The sequence below is a fragment of the Streptomyces sp. NPDC004266 genome (assembly GCF_042874095.1).
GTDB lineage: Bacteria > Actinomycetota > Actinomycetes > Streptomycetales > Streptomycetaceae > Streptomyces.
The window spans coordinates 170,276-189,337 of the sequence record NZ_JBIAMM010000015.1 but is presented as its reverse complement, the minus strand read 5'-3'; the positions used below and the strand labels follow the sequence as shown (position 1 = coordinate 189,337).

The 19,062-nt window shown below is 74.5% G+C and carries 14 protein-coding genes; 8 read left to right on the top strand and 6 right to left on the bottom strand.

Translation table 11 applies throughout. The annotated features are described in order from the left end of the window. Positions 1-301 precede the first annotated feature (301 nt). Positions 302-1,129, bottom strand: coding sequence for a sulfurtransferase (locus tag ACFYUZ_RS30880; RefSeq protein WP_389314751.1), 828 nt, complete (start codon positions 1,127-1,129; stop codon positions 302-304). A 159-nt stretch (positions 1,130-1,288) separates the two neighbouring features. Here ACFYUZ_RS30880 and ACFYUZ_RS30875 point away from each other — a divergent pair, with 159 nt between their 5' ends. Beyond that, entirely contained in the window at positions 1,289-2,062 is a 774-nt protein-coding gene (locus ACFYUZ_RS30875; protein ID WP_389314749.1) for a VOC family protein, read from the top strand. A gap of 87 nt (positions 2,063-2,149) precedes the next feature. Here the strand turns inward: ACFYUZ_RS30875 and ACFYUZ_RS30870 are convergent, their stop codons facing one another. The 4 genes from ACFYUZ_RS30870 to ACFYUZ_RS30855 form a co-directional block, all read right to left on the bottom strand. Then, the gene (locus tag ACFYUZ_RS30870; RefSeq protein ID WP_389314747.1) at positions 2,150-3,505 is read right to left on the bottom strand and encodes a polysialyltransferase family glycosyltransferase; all 1,356 of its coding nucleotides are present in this window, start codon (positions 3,503-3,505) and stop codon (positions 2,150-2,152) included. A gap of 3 nt (positions 3,506-3,508) precedes the next feature. Next, the gene (locus tag ACFYUZ_RS30865) at positions 3,509-4,474 is read right to left on the bottom strand and encodes a glycosyltransferase family 2 protein (protein ID WP_389314746.1); all 966 of its coding nucleotides are present in this window, start codon (positions 4,472-4,474) and stop codon (positions 3,509-3,511) included. A gap of 129 nt (positions 4,475-4,603) precedes the next feature. Beyond that, positions 4,604-7,156: a YfhO family protein gene (locus tag ACFYUZ_RS30860; RefSeq protein WP_389314744.1), complete on the bottom strand. Its 2,553-nt coding sequence runs from the start codon at positions 7,154-7,156 to the stop codon at positions 4,604-4,606. A 182-nt stretch (positions 7,157-7,338) separates the two neighbouring features. Next, a complete protein-coding gene (locus ACFYUZ_RS30855) occupies positions 7,339-7,956 on the bottom strand; it encodes an isochorismatase family protein (protein ID WP_389314742.1) in 618 nt (205 codons plus the stop codon). Positions 7,957-8,134: 178 nt separating this feature from the next. Here ACFYUZ_RS30855 and ACFYUZ_RS30850 point away from each other — a divergent pair, with 178 nt between their 5' ends. The 6 genes from ACFYUZ_RS30850 (at position 8,135) to ACFYUZ_RS30825 (ending at position 15,865) form a co-directional block, all read left to right on the top strand. Further along, positions 8,135-8,824 carry a TetR/AcrR family transcriptional regulator gene (locus ACFYUZ_RS30850; RefSeq protein ID WP_389314740.1) on the top strand — a complete coding sequence of 230 codons (690 nt, stop codon included), beginning with the start codon at positions 8,135-8,137 and terminating at the stop codon, positions 8,822-8,824. Between the two features lie 191 nt (positions 8,825-9,015). Continuing rightward, a complete protein-coding gene (locus tag ACFYUZ_RS30845; protein ID WP_389314738.1) occupies positions 9,016-11,235 on the top strand; it encodes a protein kinase in 2,220 nt (739 codons plus the stop codon). Further along, entirely contained in the window at positions 11,232-12,539 is a 1,308-nt protein-coding gene (locus tag ACFYUZ_RS30840) for a hypothetical protein (protein WP_389314736.1), read from the top strand. Before ACFYUZ_RS30845 ends, ACFYUZ_RS30840 begins: the two co-directional genes overlap by 4 nt. A gap of 124 nt (positions 12,540-12,663) precedes the next feature. Beyond that, positions 12,664-14,559 carry an AAA family ATPase gene (locus ACFYUZ_RS30835; RefSeq protein ID WP_389314734.1) on the top strand — a complete coding sequence of 632 codons (1,896 nt, stop codon included), beginning with the start codon at positions 12,664-12,666 and terminating at the stop codon, positions 14,557-14,559. After that, a complete protein-coding gene (locus ACFYUZ_RS30830; RefSeq protein WP_389314732.1) occupies positions 14,556-15,230 on the top strand; it encodes a 4Fe-4S single cluster domain-containing protein in 675 nt (224 codons plus the stop codon). The genes ACFYUZ_RS30835 and ACFYUZ_RS30830 overlap by 4 nt, the downstream gene beginning before the upstream one ends. After that, positions 15,218-15,865 carry an FHA domain-containing protein gene (locus ACFYUZ_RS30825; RefSeq protein ID WP_389314730.1) on the top strand — a complete coding sequence of 216 codons (648 nt, stop codon included), beginning with the start codon at positions 15,218-15,220 and terminating at the stop codon, positions 15,863-15,865. Before ACFYUZ_RS30830 ends, ACFYUZ_RS30825 begins: the two co-directional genes overlap by 13 nt. A gap of 84 nt (positions 15,866-15,949) precedes the next feature. Here the strand turns inward: ACFYUZ_RS30825 and ACFYUZ_RS30820 are convergent, their stop codons facing one another. Further along, positions 15,950-17,539, bottom strand: coding sequence for a glycosyltransferase family 39 protein (locus ACFYUZ_RS30820; protein ID WP_389314729.1), 1,590 nt, complete (start codon positions 17,537-17,539; stop codon positions 15,950-15,952). A 253-nt stretch (positions 17,540-17,792) separates the two neighbouring features. Between ACFYUZ_RS30820 and ACFYUZ_RS30815 the strand changes: the two genes are divergently transcribed. Continuing rightward, positions 17,793-19,043 (top strand): MFS transporter, encoded by a 1,251-nt coding sequence (locus ACFYUZ_RS30815; RefSeq protein WP_389314727.1) that lies wholly within the window; start codon positions 17,793-17,795, stop codon positions 19,041-19,043. Positions 19,044-19,062: the final 19 nt, after the last annotated feature.

Here is a 19,062-nt window from a genome sequence, read left to right as displayed (position 1 = left end):
CGGCCCCGCGTGCGCCGGGCTCGGGATCGGGATCGGGATCGACCCTTCTGCACGCGCGTGCGCGCGGAGTGTGGGACCGGTCCTTTACGGGCACGCGTGCACGGAGTGCGGGACCGGCCGCCCCACGCCGAGGCGTGAACGGGGTACGGGACCGGCCGCCCCACGCGGGCGCGTGAACGGGCGTGAAGCCGGCCCTCCTGCGCGCACGCGTCACGAGCCGGCGGGACCCCGGTCGCTCACGCGCCCCCGTGCGGGGGAAGGACCCTCGGTGCGTGGCGCCGCGGGCCCTTCCCGTACGGGGTCAGCGCGGGTCCGGGCCCGTGGCGACCGGGCGGGCCGGGTCCGAGGACCACTCCGACCAGGAGCCCGCGTAGAGGCCCGCGGGGATGCCCGCGATCTCCAGCGCGAGCACCTCGTGGGCGCCCGAGACGCCCGAGCCGCAGTAGACGGCCACCGGGGTCCCCTCCGTCGCGCCGAGCGCGGCGAAGCGGTCCCGCAGGGCGCCGGCCGCCAGGAAGAGGCCCCCGGCGTCGACGTTCTCCGTCGTCGGGGCCGAGACCGCGCCCGGGATGTGCCCGCCCACCCGGTCGATCGGCTCCACGTCGCCCCGGTAGCGCTCGGCCGCCCGCGCGTCCAGGAGCAGCCCCGTGTCGGGCAGCGCCGCGGCCGCGTCGGCGTCGAGCAGCTCCAGGGAGCCCGGCTCCGGCCGGAAGTCGCCCGGCTCCGGCGTCGGGACCTTCTCCGTGAGCTCCCCCGTCCAGGCCGCGAGGCCCCCGTCCAGGACCCGCACGTCCGGGTGGCCCGCCCAGCGGAGCAGCCACCAGGCGCGGGCCGCGCCCCAGCCGAGGCCCCCGTCGTAGACGACGACCGGCCGGTCCGCCGAGACGCCCGCCCGGCGCATCACGGCTCCGAAGGCCTCCGGGTCGGGCAGCGGGTGGCGGCCGGCGCTCCCGGGCGGGCCCGCGAGTTCCGCGTCGAGGTCGACGTAGACCGCGCCGGGAAGGTGACCGGCCTCGTAGGCCGGCCGCCCGGGCGGGCCGCCGAGCGTCCAGCGGACGTCCAGGAGGACCGGCGGCCGGACCCCGGCCGACTCGCTCAGCAGTTCGCTTGCGGAGATGATGGGCTTCATGGGAGCCATCCTCGCGCAGCCGCACGGCCGCGGGGGACGGTCCCCGCGACCTCCGACGGGATCGCGCCACGTTCGGTGTGGCCTGGGCACGTCGCGCCCCCGTCGGTGTCACCATCGGACGGTGCACGGCCACGACGACGGTCCGAGGAGAGGGTGACGATGACCGAGGCGACTCCGCGCCCGCCCGGCACACCCTGCTGGGTGAGCCTGATGGTGCACGGGATCGACGCCACGCAGGAGTTCTACCACGCGCTCTTCGGCTGGGACTTCGTCCCCGGTCCGCAGCAGCTCGGCCCGTACGTGCGCGCGCTGCTCGACGGCAAGGAGGTGGCGGGCATCGGCCGGCTGCCGCCCGACCGGCACCTGCGGATCGCCTGGACCCCCTACCTGGCCGCGGCGGACGCCGACGAGACCGCCGAGGACATCCGCTGCTGCGGCGGCACCGTCGCCGTCGGCCCGCTGGACGCGGGCGAGGCGGGCCGCCTGGTCATCTGCTCCGACCCGTCCGGCGCGGTCTTCGGCGTCTGGCAGGCGGAGGCGCACCACGGCATCGCGGCGGCGGGACCGCCGGGGACCCCGGTGTGGAACGAGCTCCTCACGTACGACACGTCCTCGATCGGCAAGTTCTACCGCTCGGTCTTCGGCTACGACGTGGAGCCGGTCGTCTCGGCCGACCACGACTACGCGACGCTCCACGTGGCCGGGGCCCCGGTGGCCTCGCTGCACGGCGTCGGCAACGCGCTTCCCCGGGACCGGGGCCCGCACTGGATGACGTACTTCGAGGTCGCCGACGCGGACGCGGCGGCGGAGCTCGTCCTGGAGCTCGGCGGTCGGGTGCTGCGCCCGCCCCGCGAGGGCACGGCGGGCAGGCTCGCCCTGGTGGCGGACCCGGAGGGCGCGGTCTTCACCCTGGTCAGGTCCGCCGGGCACTGAGCGCCGACGGCGCGGGCCCTCGGCGGGACGCCGGTTCGGGCCCCTGACACGGGTCCGCCCGACGCGGGCCCGGCCCGCCGCCCGGGCTCAGCCGCGTCGGCTCCGGGTCAGGCCGCGGCGCAGCCGGGAGGTGCCGGTCCGCCGCGGGGCGGGGCCGCCGCCCGGGAGGCCGAGCCGGGTCAGCCGTTCCGCGGTGAAGTGGTGCGCGGTGCCGGGGTCCGCGTGGTGCTCCGCCAGGAAGGCGGCGGCCTCCTCGCGGAGCCCCGGGTGGGCCTTGTGCCGCATGCAGTAGCCGACGGCCCTGACCAGTGGCGTGAGCGAGGCCGGGGCCGCTCCGGGCACGGCGGGCTCCTCGCCTCCCTCCAGGTCCGCGACCAGGTGGTCGACGACGGTGAGCGGGATGCGGTTGCTGTTCTCGAAGGGGGTGAGCCGTTCGAGGACCTCGGCGGTGCCCACGCGCGCGATGGGGATGCCGTAGTGGACGGCTGCGGTGAGCATCGCGGTGGAGAAGCAGCCGACGACGAGCTCGGGCCGGCAGCGCTCGTAGAAGGTCTCGGCGAGCAGCGGCCCGTCGAGGACCGTGAGCCTCACGCCGCTCCGCTCGGCCTCCTCGTCCAGGGCCTGGGAATAGCGGGCGGGGGCGGTCGGGTGCGGCTTGAAGACCACCGACCGGTGGCCGGCCGCGGCGGCCCCGCGCAGCATCCGTACGTGCAGCTCCTCTTCCTCCTCGGGGGTGAGCAGGGAGAGGGCGGCGAGGTACTGGCCGAGCAGCAGGGCCGTCGGGCCCGCGGCGGCCGCCCGCGTGATCTCCGGGTCGTCGGCCGCCTCCTCGGCGAGCTCGGCGAGGACGGCGCGGAAGGCGGTGTCGGGGACGAGCTCGGGCTCGACCCCGTACTCGCCGAGGAGGAGGGGGCGGAGGCCCGGGACCAGGTCGAGGTGGAGCACGCGGCGGACGCGGCAGGCGATCGACTGCGCGAGGTCGGAGCGGGTCGGGCCGTAGCTCATCAGACCGTCGGCGTAGACGTGCACGGCGCTCTCGGGGAAGGCGCCGGCGAGCGCCTTGGCCGGGTTGACCTGGATGGATTCGACGATCAGCTCGACCGGGCCGGCGCCGAGGTCCCAGGCGGTGCGCAAGACACGCTGCCAGAGGGGGGCCTCCTCGGGGCGGGGGGCCCAGGCGGCGGGGTGGTACGGGTGGATCGTCTCGTTCCAGTCGAGGGTGCCGTCGAAGCGAGCGGCGATCCGCTCGTACCCGGTCATGGTCTCCAGGCGCAGCGCGGTCTCCGGGATCTCGGCGTTGTGCGAGACCAGCAGGAGCCGGCGGGCGGAGTCGCGGGGGCCGAACCGTCCGGCGTCGAGCGCGGCGGCGACGGTGGCGGCGCCGTACAGGGTGGACACCTGGAAGATCTGGACCGGTGTGTCGGGGGTGGCGTCGGGGGCCATGGGTCAGGCGGTCCTTCCGGTGTCGCGCAGGCTCCGCAGGAGGGTGCTGCGCGGGGTGTCCATGGTGGCGAGGGTCTCGTCGAGGACCGCCCGCGGCATGCGGTGCAGGGCGTCGCGGACGTCGGTGCGCAGCCGCGCGGCGACGGCAGGCTCGTACGTGTCCGCCTTGCCCATGTGGAAGGCGATCATCGCGCAGTAGGTGCGGACCGCCTTCGGGAGGAAGCGGTCGGCCTCCGCGTCCCGGGAGACCTCGTCGAGCAGGAGGTCGTACGAGGGGATGAAGTCCAGCTGCCGGTTGTCGGAGATCTGGGTGAGCGAGGTGGTGACGCCCCGTCGGTAGAAGACGCCGTGCAGGGAAAGCGCCGCGAACGTGCGCGCCTTGAGGTGGAGCTGCCAGACCCAGAGCCGGTCCTCAGCGGTCCTCAGGGACGTCTCGAAGCGGGATTCCCCGTTCTCGAAAAGACGTCCGCTGTAAATCCCGAAGGGCACGAAGGGATAGTCGACCATCGTCACCATGCTGGCCGGCGAGATTCCGTCCCTGGGGTCCATCACGGTGTCGCGCCGTTTGGCGGGGGCATAGCGGATCTGCCGTTTCCGGCCCTCCGACAGGACGTGGTCGGTGCGGGCGAAATCGCAGCCAAGGCGGGAGATTCCGGCCACGGCGGCGCTCAGGTGGCCGGGCGCGTACCAGTCGTCGCCGTCGAGGAACGTGAGGTAGTCGCCGCGCGCCGCGTCGATCCCGGTGTTGCGGGCCTGGGCGACGCCCTGGTTCGTCTCATGCCGGATGACGGTGGCGTTCGGCAGGCGGTCGCGCCAGCGGTCGAGGATCTCCGGGGTCTCGTCCGTCGAGCAGTCGTCGATCAGCAGGAATTCGAATTCCGGATCCGCGTTGTTCGCGAGACTGCGCAAGGTGTCGGGCGCGTATGCCCCGACATTGTGGAACGGTACGACGACGGACAGTTTCGGCACTCGGGATCCCCACACTGAATCGAACAATTAAACGCCGTTATGGCGGGCACAGTAACGACCGACTTCTCCCGGTGAACGATCCGCGCGTGCACTCCGGGTGAACTCTTGTCGTCTCCGGCGGAAACCCCGTCACCTCCGGGCCCGTCGGCGGTGCAGGGCTCCCGTCACGGCGAGCGCGAGGAGCGCCGCCGCGCCGACCGCGCCGCCGAGCTTCAGCCCGGGCGGCCGGAAGGAGCAGCTGACGGTGCTCGCCCGTCCGTCGAGGGGGACGGCGACGAGACCCTCGTAGGCGCGCGCGGGGCGGGCGTCCGCGTCGCCGGCGGCGCAGCGCCAGCCGGAGACGCGCGGGGCGGCGAGGACCGCGATCCCCTCGCTGCCCGGCGGCAGTTCGGCCGTGACGGTGTGTCCGGTGGCACGCACGCGCGTGGCGCCGTCGGCGGTGAGCTGCCGTACGGCGGAGTCGAGCCGGGCGTCGATCAGACAGCCGACCGGTTCCCGGGGCAGCCGCACCCTGCCCTCGGGCCGCAGCTCGATCCGCACCGCGCCGGAGTCCGGGACGGCGCCGAGGGCCCGCATGGGGGCGCGGACGGCGGGCGGCCTGCCGTCGAACTCCACGGGCTCCTGCCCGGCCAGGGCCGCCGTGCCCTTGTACTCGGGCGCCCAGAACCAGACCTGGGAGCCCGCGGGGCAGCGGGCGGTGAGGGTGCGTCCGGTACGGCGCGGGGCGGGCAGCTCGTACACGTCGGCGCCGAGCAGGCGTTCCTGCCGGGCGAAGGCCGAGTCGCCGGGGTGCGTGGCCGGGCGCCCCGGCGGGCGGACGGTGACCAGGGGCGGCACGGGGATGGTGGTGGCGGTGACCGTGGCGCGGGGCAGGGCGTCCTGCCGTACGGGCTCCGTGGGCTCCGAGCGCAGCCGGGTGCCGATGGAGAAGAGGGCGTCCGTGACGGGGTTGTCGAGGGTGACCGGGTGCCGGCCCTTCGCGTAGTGGCCGAAGCCGAGGGAGGCCAGGGTCCGGGAGGTCACGTCCGAGGTGAGGCTGCTGTAGTAGTCGGCGCCCTGCCCTCCGACGAGCAGCACGTCGTTTCCTCCGGGCATCTCGCCGGGGTCCGTGCGGTACCGGGGCCAGGCGTCCGCGCGGGCCGTCTCGGCGGCGGCGGTCGCCTGCCAGGGGCCGACCCGGGGCGACCAGGCGACCTCGCTCCGCCGCTGCTCCTCGATCCGCTTCCCGCTGACGGCCACCTCCCCGGCCTGCGCGGCGACGAGCAGGACCACGGCCAGGACGGCGAGCACGCGCGCGCGTGGCGCCCGATCCGGCTTCACGCGCGCGTGGCCGTGGCGGTCGGCGGCCAGGGCGAGGGGGGCGGCGGCGAGCGCGAGGAGCGCGGCCGCGCCGAAGGCGGGGAAGGTCCACCGGTCGATGTCGGCGCTCCCCCGGGCCGTCCACGCCAGGGCTCCGAGCAGTGCCACGCCCCCGAGGAGCGCGGCCGGCCGGGGCACGCCCCGGGCTGCGGAGAACCAGGCGGCGATGAGCAGCAGGCCGCACAGGACGAAGGCCTGACGGTACGGAATGCCGTTGGGCGAGGCGCCCGCGTGCCACAGCAGATGCGTGGGCTCCCACTGGAGGGAGAGCGTCACCAGGACGATCGCGGCCGTCCAGCCCGCCCGGACGCGCGGGGCGACGGCCCCGTTGAAGGGCAGCGTCAGCGCGAGCGCGAGGGCGGGCGTGCCGATGAAGAGGGCGGGGCCGGCGACGCTCGCGGTGGCGGGCATGAGCCGGGCGAGGACGTCCGTCCAGGAGGCCGGCGCGAAGACGGTCTCGGGGGTGGGGTCGGCGACCTTCGTGGCGAGGAAGACGACCAGGACGAGCGGCGCGGCGAGCCCGATGCCGATGAGGACGGTCCGGGCGGCGCGCAGCGCCCCGGCGAGGCGCTGCCGGGCACCGGCGGCCTCCTCGGCGGTGAGGAGGCGGACGGCGAGGACGACGGCGGCGCCGAGCGTCGCCATGTAGGCGGTGTAGAAGTTGGCGATCCAGGCCAGGGCCACGACGAGGGGGCCGAGGACGGGGCGGCGGCCGGCGCGGGCCCATTCGCCGACCAGGCAGAGCAGGGGGAAGGCGACGAGGCCGTCGAGCCACATCGGGACGGTGGCGCCGTGGTCGAGGGTCCAGCCGGAGAGGGCGTACGCGGTGCCGAGGACGGCGGCGACCGGCCACGGGCCGGGGCGCAGCCGCGGGAGGAGCAGTGCCATCGCGGCCGCCGCCGCGGAGATCTTGGCGGCGGTGACGACGTACAGCGCGAGTTCGACGCGGTCCGCCGGGAAGAGCACGACCAGGAGGTCGAAGGGGCTGCTCAGGTACGTGCCGATGTCGCCGAGGAAGTTGGAGCCGAAGCCGGAGTTCCAGTTGAGGAAGGCGTCCCCGTGCGTCTCGCCGCGCAGGAAGGCCCGCCAGTAGGCGTGGAACGGCAGGTACTGCTGGCCGAGGTCGACGGTGTTCCGGGTCACCGGGCCGAAGGGGTACGTGCGGGAGAGCCGGGTGGCGAGGCAGAACAGCACCGCGGTGAGCAGGGCGGCGGCGGCCGGGGCCCGCGGGGCGGCCCGTCGCCGGCCGCCGCCGGGGCGCCGCTCCGCCTCGTCGCGTACGGTCTCGTCCTCGGCGCGGGCGGCCTCGACGGCGGGGGGCACACGTCCTCCAGGGGGCGCACGGTACGGAGGGCCCGGAGGGGTCGTCACGGGCCGACCGCCATTACCGCCGAGGCGGGCGACCCGCAACCGAGCGGCAGGCGCTCTTCAGGCGCCCCCCGGGTGAACTCCGGGTGCCGGCGGCGCAGTCGGACCCGCCGGAGCCGAGAGCGCCGCCCTCCGCGTCACCCGACGGTTGCCGGGGCGACGAGCTCGTCGACCGTGCGGGCCACCGTGCCGAACAGGTCCCGGACCGTGGTGAGGCTCGCGGCCCGGAGGGCTTCCGCCGGCAGGACGGTGCCGTCCAGGGCCTCCAGGGGGCGGGTCGCGGTGGCCTCGGCGACCACGGTCGGCCGGTAGCCGAGGTTGAAGGCGCCCTGGGCGGTGAAGAGGACGCACATGTGGGTCATGAAGCCGGCGATGACCAGGTCGCCGCTCACGCCGAGCTCCTTGAGGGTCTCCTCCAGGTCCGTGGCGTGGAAGGCGTTGGGGAACTGCTTGACGACGACCTTCTCGCCCTCGGCCGGGGCGACTTCGTCGCTGATCGAGCCGATCTCGGCCCGGATGTCGTACGGGGTGCCCTCACCGCCGTCGTTGACGACGTGGACGACCGGGGTGCCCTCGGCGCGGGCGGCGGCGAGCAGCCGGGCACCGGCGGCCACGGCCTCCTCGGCGCCGTCGAGCCGCATGACGCCGGTGCGGTAGGTGTTCTGGAAATCGATCATGATCAGCGCCGACTCCCCCAGGCGCGGCAGCTCCTGGGGGAGACCGATCACATCGCGCAGGGTGGTGGACACGGTCATGGCGGTTCCTTTCGTCGCGGAGGGCGGGGCGGCCCGGGCGGGCCGCCTCCCGGGCATGTTTCACACGCTAACACAATTCGTTAGCATCGATAACGCCAGTGGGGCGGCGCCCCGAGCGGACGCCCCCGGCCCCGGATCCGCCCAGGTCCGCGGTGTTAGCGCTGTTATCGTGGGAGCCATGTCGACGGCACGAGAGCGCATCCTGGAAGCCACCGGGGAACTGCTCGCCACCAAGGACGCGCTGGCCATCTCGACCCGGGCCATCTGCGACCGGGCGAAGGTGGGCATGCCCGAGATCTACCGCCAGTTCGGCGACAAGCAGGGGCTGCTCACGGCGGTCGCCGACATCGGCTTCGAGCGCTTCCTCGCCGAGAAGCGGCGCAATCCGCTCACCGAGGACCCGGTGGCGGACCTGAGCACGGCCTGGGACAGCCACGTCGCGTTCGCCCTGCGCAACCCGCACCTCTACCGCCTGATGTTCACGCCGACGGGCGAGGCCAAGCCGCAGGCCGTCAAGGAGGCGCAGGCGATCCTCCTGAAGGCCGTGGAGCGCTGCCGTGACGCCGGCCGCCTGCGCATGAGCCCCGAGCTGGCCGGCCAGTCGATCCTCTCCGCCAACGTGGGCGTGTGCATGATGGCGCTCTCCTTCCCCGAGCTGTTCGGGGACCTCTCCATCTCGTACGCGGTCCGGGACGCCGTCATCGGGAAGGTCACCGGCGACGAGCGCGAGGACACCCGGCTCGGCTCCGCGACCGTCCTCGCCCAGGCGCTGGTCGACACCCTGACGGGGACGGCGCCGGTGAGCGCGTCGGACCTCGAACGGCTGACGCGCGCGCGGCGGACACCGGAGACGACCCCGGAGCCGTGACCCCCGGCCGTGGCACCGCCGTCCGCCCTCGGCGGTGCGGAGGTTCATTTCCCTCTTTGGTCACCTGGAAGCAAGACCCGGCCGGATAGAATCCCGCCGCGGGGGGTGACGGTTTGGAAGAGTGGACTTCGGCAGCCGATGTGACGCGACGTGACGACGCGGGTTCCGGCGAAGGGGTGCCCGATGCCGCCGTGACGCTCCGGGACGGCGGCGGGGAGCCCGGGGCCCTGCTGCGATTACCCTCGGCGCTGGCCGAACGGTTCACGGTGGTCCGGGAGTTACCGCACCAGGGCCGTGAGGCCGATGTGCTGCTCGTCCGCGACGCCGCGGGGAACGAGTGCGTCGCGAAGGTGTACCGCCGCGGGGTCCGGGTCGCGCCGGAGGTCTGGGAGCGCTTGCGGGGGCTGGAGAGCAGCCACGTGGCGCGCGTGATCGAGACGGGCTTCTCGGACGGGCGTGACTTCGAGGTGTCGGAGTACCTCTCCGGGGGGTCGCTGGAGGACCTGGTCGGGGCCGGGGCCCCGGTGTCGCCGGACGTCCTGTCCGACGTCGTCTCCCAACTGGCGGCGGCCGTGGCCCATCTGCACGGCGCGGGGATCGTGCACGGCGACCTGAAGCCGTCGAACGTGCTCCTCCGCCGCCGGGAGCCGCTGGAGTTGGCGCTGGCCGACTTCGGCGTCAGCAAGTCGCTGGACGCGACGTCCCGGTTCACGCAGCGCGTCTTCGGGACGCTGGCGTATTCGGCCCCGGAGTACGTGTTCGGCGCGGAGGTCTCCGGCTCCCAGGACTGGTGGGCCGTAGGGGCGATCGCCCGTCAACTGGCGACCGGCCGGCCGCCGTTCGAAGGCCTGTCGGAGCAGGCGGTCCGGCATCATCTGGCGACGCGGCCGGTCGACGTGTCGGACGTGCCGGACGAGCGGGTGCGACTGCTGTGCGGCGGGCTGCTGGTCCGGGACCCGGGACGCCGATGGGGCGCTTCCGAGGTCCGCGGGTGGATCGGGGGCGAGACCCCGGAGCTGCCGGAGGAGCCGTCCCCTCCCGGGGTTCGGCCGACGAGCGCCGCCGGCCGCGGGCCCCTGCAGTTCAAGGGCGTGAAGCACACGGAGAGGGCGGCACTGGCCCGGGCCCTGGCAGCGGACTGGGAGACCGCCGCGCGCCGGTTCTTCGTCTCCATGGGAGACCGGGACGACCCCAGCCAGGGCTGGCGCCAACTGCGCAACTGGCTGGCGCAGTTCGAGGACCCCGAGGACGACGACCTCGAAGACCTGGTGGACCTGGTCGACGTCCACCTCCCCGGAGCCGACGCCCCGGACGTGAAGGTGCTGCGGCTGCTGCACTGGCTCGATCCGACGATGCCGCCCGTCTACCGCGGCAGGCGCATGCTTCCCGAGGACCTGCTCGCGCTCGCCGAGCAGGCCTCGTCCCCCCACGACGACGACGGGCGCCGGACCGCGCGAGAGCTCGTCGACGAGCTGTACACGGGCGACCTGCTCGCCGTCCTCGCGACGTTCGGCGAGGGCGCCGGGCAGCTCGCCGACGTCGACCGGCGGTGGCGCGACCTGAACGCCCGGTGGGACGAGCTGCGGAAGTCGACCGCGCTGCCGACCAGGGTCCGGAGGGAGCTCGTGGACTCCGAGATCCGGGTGGAGGCCCTGGCCGTCGCGGTGGCCCCGGAGTGGGCCCGGGCGTTACGCCGGCGGATCGAGTCCGCCGCGGAGTCCGTCCGGGGCAGGACCGGCTGGTTCGACGCGCTGCTGGCCGACGGCGGGGACCCCGTCCGCCATCTGGCGGCCACCCGCGCCCTGCCGGCCGCCGTCGCCGAGGCCCGCCGTCTGGAGGAGCTGCGCCGCGCCCACGCGGCCGCGGAGACGGCCCACCGGCACGAGTGGCGGGATTCCGAGGAGCACCGGCGGTCCGGCACCGGAGAGGCCGTGCTGCGCGCGCTCGGCGCGGTGGCCCTGCTGTTCGCCCTGCCGGTCGGTCTTCCGCTGGTCGTGGGAGCCCTGATCGGCGACGGGGAGTTCCTGGGACGGTTCGTCCCCGCCGCGACGGTGACCTGCGGGATTCCGCTCGCCTGCGAGCTGGCGCTGGCGGCGGGGCTCGGCGGGGACTACCACCCGGGGTGGTCGCTCCGGTCCCGCCTCGCCGGCCTCCGCCGTCGGCTGCCCGACCGGCAGGGAGCGCTGGCGACACAACTGCAGCCCATGCGGAAGAGCACGATCGCCTGCGGCGGGGGCTGCCTCCTCTACCTGGCGCTCGGCACCGCGATCTGGGCGATCGTCACCCTGCGCGCGTGGTCACCGGTCCCCCTCCTGGTCGGGGCGGGGTACGGGCTCTGGACGTTCGCCCGGTACCGGGATTGGCGCACGGCACACCAGTCACAGCGGACACAGGTTCTGGGGGAGCGATGAGCGGGCCCAAATGTACGACGTACCAGCTCGACCAGTCCTTCACCGCCGCCGAGCTGCGCGCGGCCGCGCGCGACGCGGCGGTGCGCGAGGCCACGCGGCGCCGTCAGGAGGCCGCCCGCGAGGCGGCCCTCCTGGCGGCGGCCGCCCGGGACGCGGCCGTGCGCGGGGTGAAGGCGCGCAACGCCCGGATCACGGCGCTCTCCCTGGCCCGGGAGGACCTCGGGAAGCAGTACGGGCCCGCCGTCTCCGTGCGCGTTCCCGAGCCGCTCCTCCTCGGGACGCAGCCCACGTCCCGGCTGGAATCCTGGTGCGCCGAGACCGACGCCGCGCTGGCCGCCGCGGAGCGGGAGCTGCGGGAACGGGCCGCTCGCGCCCTCGCGACGGAACTGTTCGCCGACATGAGCGGACACGCCGCCGGGCACCGCCCGGTCGACGCCGCCGAGTTGTTCGCGGACCGCCCGGGGGCGTCCTCCGCGGAGCCCTCCGGCGCCGGCGACCCCGACGGCGACGAGGCCGCGCGCGAGGACGTCGGAGGGGCCCTGGCCCGGGTCCTCTCGCGCCTCCTCCCCGACTGCCGCGAGGAGCATCGCGCGGCCGCCCGGGCGGCCGCGGCGCGGGTGGCCGGGGCGGCCTCCCTCGACGAGGCACGCACCTGGCTGACCGAGACGAGGCTCCGGGTCCAGCACGCCAACGCGGCCGCGGAGGCCGCGCGGCACGAGGCCGGCGAAGCGATCGAGCTCCTCCACGACCTGGAGGACCTGGAGAGCACCGGGGAGACGGAAGCGGACTCCGTACGGGCCCTGCTGACGGAGGTCGTCTCCGGCCACCGTGGGCTCGACGAGTCGCTGCGCAGGAGGGCGGCCGACTGCCGGGCCGCGGCCGAGGCGGAGGCCGAACAGCGGTACGTGGTCAACACGGTGACCGACGCCCTCGTCGACCTCGGCTACCACGTCGGCGAAGGGTTCGAGACGCTCACCGTCGCCGACGGCGTCCTGCGCCTGTCCCGGAGCGAATGGCCCGAGCACGCGGTCAACCTGGCCGTCGACCGGCAGGGCGGTCAGCTGCGCACCGCCGTGGTGCGCACCGCCGCCGGACGCGGCGACGACGACGCGCACGTCGACGTCGAGCGCGAGGAGCAGTGGTGCCGTGACTTCCACGAACTGCGCGGCCGCCTCGCCCGGGCGGGGCTGAGGACGGACGTCCAGGTCGCGGTTCCGCCCGGACAGGTTCCCGTGCCCCTGGTGGTCGCCCCGACGGCGCCGGGCTCCCGGGCCCGGCCCAGGCCCCGGGAGCGCGAGCGGTGACCCCGCCCCCCAGGAGGTGTCGTGCCCATCGGTCCGGGCGCCGCGAGCCCGGCCCGATCGACACGGCACCCCCTGGGTGACGACAGGTTGTGGACCATGAGCCGGTGACAGGAGGAGGCGATCTTTGTCCGCCGAGGGCACGCGCGCACCCGGGAGCGTCCCGCCGACCGCGGGACCGCCGTTCATCAGGGAGTTCGAGGCCACCCTGCCCGTCCACTCGCAGTTCGTGCTGTGGGGGAACCGCCATGACAGCTTCCTCGTCCGGGAGCCGGGCGGCGCGCGCCCGCGTCTGCTGTCCCTGCCGGACCTGCTCTGGGAGACGCTCCGCGCGAGCGGCTACGCGTGCCTGCTCGTGCACGACCCCGTGGACGGCCTGAGGGTGCACCTGCCGGCCACCGCCACGGCCGAGGAGACCGAGCGGGCGGAGGCGGCCGCGGCCCGGCTGCTCCCCCGGCTTCCACGGCCGGGGACGCTCCCCTCGCTGGAGACGCTGCGGACGCTGATGGCCGAACTGGCCCGCCCCGCACCGCGGATCCGGGCGGCGCTGGCAATCGACGACGCCTCCCGCATCGCGCGCGGCGCGACCGAACTGGAGCCGAACGAGCGGGACTTCTTCAGGTTCTGCGCCAGGCTCTCCCGGCTCGCCGTCCCGGTGGGCGCGCCGGACGGCCGTACGACCCCGCTGTACAACCCGGTGATCTGGCTGGCGGACCGGGAGGGCGATCTGCCGGCCTGGCTCACCTCGGGCAACGACCAGATCCGGTCCATCGGGCTGCCCGTCCCGGACCTGGGTGACCGTCAGACCACCGCGCGCCTGCTGATGAAGCCCTTCGGCGTCACGGACCTCGACGCGGACGCGCGGGCGGCCCAGGCGTGCGAGGCGTTCGCGGCCCAGACGGACGGGCTCACCCTGCAGGCGATGATCGAGGTCACCCGGCTGGCCCGGGACCGCGGCCTGACGATGACGGAGCTTCCGGACGCGATCCGCATCTACAAGCTCGGCGTCATGGACAACCCCTGGAAGCGGGAGTACCTCCGCAAGCGGGTCACGGACGGGCAGCATTCGATCCCGCGGCGCGTCGTCGGACAGCCGCAGGCCGTCACCAAGACCCTCGACATCCTGAAGCGGGCGGCCCTCGGACTGTCCGGCGCGCAGCAGTCCAGGTCCTCGGACCGGCCGCGCGGCGTGCTGTTCTTCGCCGGTCCCACGGGCGTGGGCAAGACGGAACTGGCCAAGGCCGTCTCGTCGTTGATCTTCGCGGACGAGTCCGCGTACCTGCGCTTCGACATGAGCGAGTTCTCCTCGGAGCACGCCGGGGACCGGCTGATCGGGGCGCCGCCGGGATACGTCGGCTTCGAGGCCGGCGGCGAACTGACCAACGCGGTGCGCCAACAGCCGTTCCGGGTCATCCTCTTCGACGAGATCGAGAAGGCGCACCCGCGGATCCTGGACAAGTTCCTGCAGATCCTGGAGGACGGCCGGCTGACGGACGGACGCGGCTCGACGGTGCACTTCTCCGAGTCCGTCCTCGTGTTCACCTCCAACCTCGGCATGAGCGTGGAGGACGGCGGTGGGCGGCTCGTGCCCCATGTCCACCCCGGCATGCCGTACGGGGAGATCGAGGAGCGCGTGAAGGCGGCGATCAGCGACCACTTCACCCGGGTCCTCGGCCGGCCGGAGCTGCTCAACCGCTTCGGGGACAACATCGTGGTCTTCGACTTCATCGGTCCCGAGGCGGCCGCCCGCATCTTCGACCTCCAGCTCGACAACATCGTCTCCCGGGTCCACGAGGAGCAGGGCATCGTCCTGGACGTCGCCCCCGAGGCCCGGGCCGAGCTGCGGAAGCGCTGCACCGGCAACCTCCCCATGGGCGGCCGGGGCATCGGCACGGCCCTGGAATCGCAGTTCGTCAATCCCCTCGCCCGGGCCCTGTTCGACCGCGACCCGGCAGCGGGTGCGCACGTCCGGGTGACCGGTCTGCGGCGCGAGGGCGACATCGTCTCCGTGGAGCTGGCATGACGGCCTCCCCCGCCTCCCCCCGCCCCGTCGGGCTGATGCTGAACAAGGCGCACTATCCGGTGACCTCGCTGGGCCCCGGGACCCGGGCGGGCATCTGGACGCAGGGCTGCACGATCGGCTGTGCCGGGTGCGTCTCGCAGGACACCTGGGCGGCCGACCCCGGCACGCTCGTGGACGTCGCGGCGGTCGGGTCCTGGCTCGCCGGCCTGCCCGATCCGCTCGACGGGATCACGGTCTCGGGGGGAGAGCCGTTCCAGCAGCCGGAGGCGCTCGCCGCGCTCCTGGACCGGATCCGGGTCCTGCGCCGCGAGCGGTCCGCGCCGCTGGACGTGCTCGTCTACAGCGGATACTCCCTCGCCCGGCTGCGGAAGGAGCACTCCGCGCTGCTCGACCGGTGCGACGCGGTGCTCACCGGTCCGTACGTCGAGCGCCTCAACACCCCCGGCCTGCGGTGGAGGGGTTCGAGCAACCAACGGCTGACCGCGCTGACCGATCTCGGGCGGGAGCGGTACGAGGGAACCGGCCCGGCCGGATCGCCGCCCATGCAGGTCGCGGTGGCCGACGGCCGCGTCTGGTTCATCGGCGTCCCCCGCCGGGGCGACATGGACCGCCTGAGCGCCCGGCTCCGATCGGCCGGCATCACCATGGAAGAAGTGTCGTGGCGCAGCTGATCTGCTCGATCTGTGACCTGGCGGCGGAGGAGGACGACCTCGTCTGCCGGGGGTGCTCCGGCAACCTCAGCCGTCCCGTCGTCGCCCGTCACCCGCTGCCCGGGGCGGGGGCCCCGGGGCCGGCGGACGAGGGCGATCCGGCCGGGGAGGAGCAGGAGGAGGGGCCCCTGGTCTGCCCGCACTGCGGGGCCCCGGTTCCCGTGCCGACCAATCAGGTGTGCGTGGCCTGCCAGCGGTTGCTGGGCGAGGTGCGGCCGTCCCGTGCCGCCGCCGTGGACGCGCGGGCGACCCGCCGCGACCTCCCCGCCGCCGTCCTGCGGATCCGGTTCGGCGCGGTGGAGCGCACCGTGGCGCCGGGCGGCACCCTGCTCCTCGGCCGGGACCCGGCAGCCCGCACGACGCGCGGCCTGCTGGCCCGCCACGACAACGTCTCCCGTCGGCACGCGACCGTCGGCCTGGAACCGGACGGCACCGCCTGGGTGCGGGACGAGCACTCCACCAACGGCACCTTCGTGAACGGCGGTCCGGTCGGCGCCGGTGTGCGCACGCCCCTCCGGGACGGGGACGTGCTGAGGCTCGCCGCGGACTGCACGCTCGTGGTCGCTCTCGACGAGCCGGGGGAAGGGGGGCGGTGACGGCCGGGGCCCCGGAGGCGGTCGGGCCGGCCGTCGCCTCGCGTCGAGGCCGCCCCCGTTCCGTCACCCGTCGTCCCTCCGGGCTCAGTCGCACCCCTTGGTGCTCTCGGCCGTGATCGCCTCGGCCGTGTACGGGCACTGGAAGCCGATCCAGCGCAACTGCTCCCACAGTCGCGGCCAGGGCTGCAGCGGGCCGCGGCACACCAGGAACCCCTGGCCGTCGTCGGAGACCGGGAGGTCGCTCTCGTACGCGCCGCGCGGCTCGCACGAGGCGAAGAGCGTGCCGAACCGCTTCGGGTCGACGCCGATGGCGATGACGGTCGTCTTGTCCTCGCCGGGCACGCCGAAGTCGGCGTACGAGTTGTGGCCGCTGTACGCCTTCGGCAGCCCGTACTCCGGCCCCCACTTGTCGATCGCGCCCGCCTGGCCGTAGTGGTTGCCGTAGATGACGGTGTGCGCCTGCTCGTCCGCCGGCAGCGAGCGGTAGACGGCGCCCACCTGCCGGGTCATCTCGGGCCAGCCGACCTGGTCGAACTGGACGATCGCCATGCCGCTGAGGACGGGATTCCCCGCGTACACGTTGATCGGGAGCGTCGGCAGCAGCAGGATCGCGCTGCTCAGGGCGTTGAGCGCGGTCAGTCCGCCGATCGCCCCGAGCCGCTTGGCGTCGCGGGCCCACCGGTCGACGACCACGGCGCCCGCGGCGAGGAGCACGTACTGCAGCGCGGTGGTGTAGGCGCCCTGCCCGCCGACGACCAGCAGCACGACCACCATCAGCGGATACGACCAGCCGACGAACCGGTAGGCGCGCCACTCGGGGCGGCGCAGCAGCGCGACCAGTCCGGCGATCCACACCGGGTTGAGGAAGAAGCCGATGAGGAGGAGCTGCATCGGGAGGAAGGTGCTGCGGGACAGGCTCTCCAGCGCCTTGGACAGCGCGGCGCTCATCTCCAGCTGCGGCAGGCCGTGCGTGATCTGCCAGATCAGCACCGGCGAGGCGATCACCACGGCCACGCCGACCGCGGCCGGGAAGCGCCAGGTGCGGAAGACCCGTCGCGGCCCGAACACCAGCAGACCGGCCCCGAGGCAGAGCAGCAGGAGGACCAGCAGGTACTTCGCGGTCAGGCCGACGCCGACCACGACGCCGATCGCCCACCACAGCCGGGTGTCACGGGTGCGCACCATCCGGATCAGCAGCCAGGTCACCGTGATCCAGGACAGCTCGTCCCAGTTGTTCGTGCCCATGATGTGGCCGGTGTACATGACCAGGCCCGAGGCGAACGCCATCAGCCCCGCGAGTGTCTGCGCCCGGGAGCCGCCGCCCAGCTCGCGGGCGATCAGCGGGGCGAGCAGCACGGCCAGCGAGGCCAGCAGCGCCGGCACCACGCGGAAGCCGAGGAGGTTGTCCCCGAAGACCGCCATCTCGGCCTTGGCGACGAGCGCGACGAGCGGCGGCTGGTCGATGTAGCCCCACGCAAGATGGCGGCTGGCCGCCCGGGTGTAGAGCTCGTCCACGTGGTAGCCGTGCCGGGTGGCCAGCACCAGCAGGCACACCGTCATCGCGGCGGCGGTCAGGGACACCGGCCGCCACGGCACGGGAGCGAGCCCCGTCTCCTCCGGCGGCGGCGTGGACGCCTCCTGGTCCGAGGGCGCGGTCGCTTTCACGAAAGTCATCGGGGACTCCGTTCCGTCAGGGCTCGCTGCCGTGTCGGAGGGCCGGACACGACTCAGCCCTCCAATATCGGCGCGCCCACCGGTGTCCTCAACGAACTTGAACCGTGCCGACATTGCGCAGGCCGCGGCCCGCGTCCGGGGCGGGAGGCGATTGGCCTGGGAGTTTCGTCCACGGGTCAACTTGATGGCGGGGGCCGCCCCGCCGCCGGAAGACTCGGTGGCGTCGGCTGCCGTCACACACGGAAGGCACGGCATGAACCCACCCCTGCCGCGCAACCGGAACTACCGCGTCCTCTGGTCCGGCATGCTCCTGTCCGAGCTGGCCGGCGAGATCGCCTACATCGCCTTTCCGCTGCTGGTGCTGGCCCACGGGGGCTCGGCGGCCGCGGTCGCCGGTGTCGCCGCGGTGCTCGCCGGTGCCCGCACCCTGGTCAGCCTGCCCGCCGGGGTGCTGGCCGACCGCGTGGACCGCAAGCGGGTGATGGTGGCGACCCAGGGCGTCCGTACGGCGGCGATGCTCAGCGTCGCCGTCGCCCTCCTGCTGGGCGACTGCCCGCTGTGGCAGATCCTGCTCGTGGCCGTCGTCGAGGGCGCGGCCGCCGGTGTCTTCGTGCCGGCCGAGAACGCGGCCCTCCCCCAGGTCGTGCCGGAGGACATGCTGCCGCGGGCACTGGCGCGCAACGCGGCCCGGCCGTTCGCCGCGCTGCTGGTCGGTCCGGCGCTGGCCGGCTTCGCGTTCGGGCTGCACGAGGTCCTGCCGTTCGCGCTGAACACGTCCGTCCTCGCCGTGTCGTTCACGGCACTGGCCGCCCTGCACCTGCCGCGCCGCGCCGCCGGGCCCCCGGCCGGCGAAGGGGGTGCGACCGCCGCCGCGCCGCGGCCCGGCGGGTTCGGGCCGCTGCTGCGCATGCGGACCGTGCGCGCGACGATGGCCTGGATCGTCGGCGTCAACCTCGCGTTCCACACCCTGGTCGTGCTCGTGCTCGTCGTGTCGGGCGAGGAGCACGTCGCGCCCGGACAGATGGGCCTGATGATGACCTGCTTCGGCGCGGGCGGTCTGGTCGGCGCCCTGATCGCCGACCGTCTGCACGCGGCGGCGCTGTCGCCGGGGGCGCTGGTCATCGGTTCGACCTGGGTCTTCGCCGCCGTCGCCGTCGCCATGGCGTACGCGTCGCGCGGTGTGCCGCTCGGCATCCTGCTGGGCGTGGCCGCGACGGCCATGCCGGTCGCGAACACGACCGTGATCACCTGTCAGCTGGCATCCGTGCCCGACGGCCTGCGGGGGCGGCTGTCCGGCCTGGTCGCCCTCGGTTCCGAACTGGCCGCCACCGCCGGCCCCGTCACGGCCGGCGTGCTGTCGACCGGCACCGGGGACGGCGCCGTGAGCATGCTCGGCGCGGCCGGGCTGCTGGCGGTCGTCGCCGTCGGCGCCACCCTGAGCCCGGCCCTGCGCCGCCTCGCGCTGCCCCGGCCGTCCGACGCACCCCAGCCGGCGCACTCCTGACCACCGACAACGGAGGAAG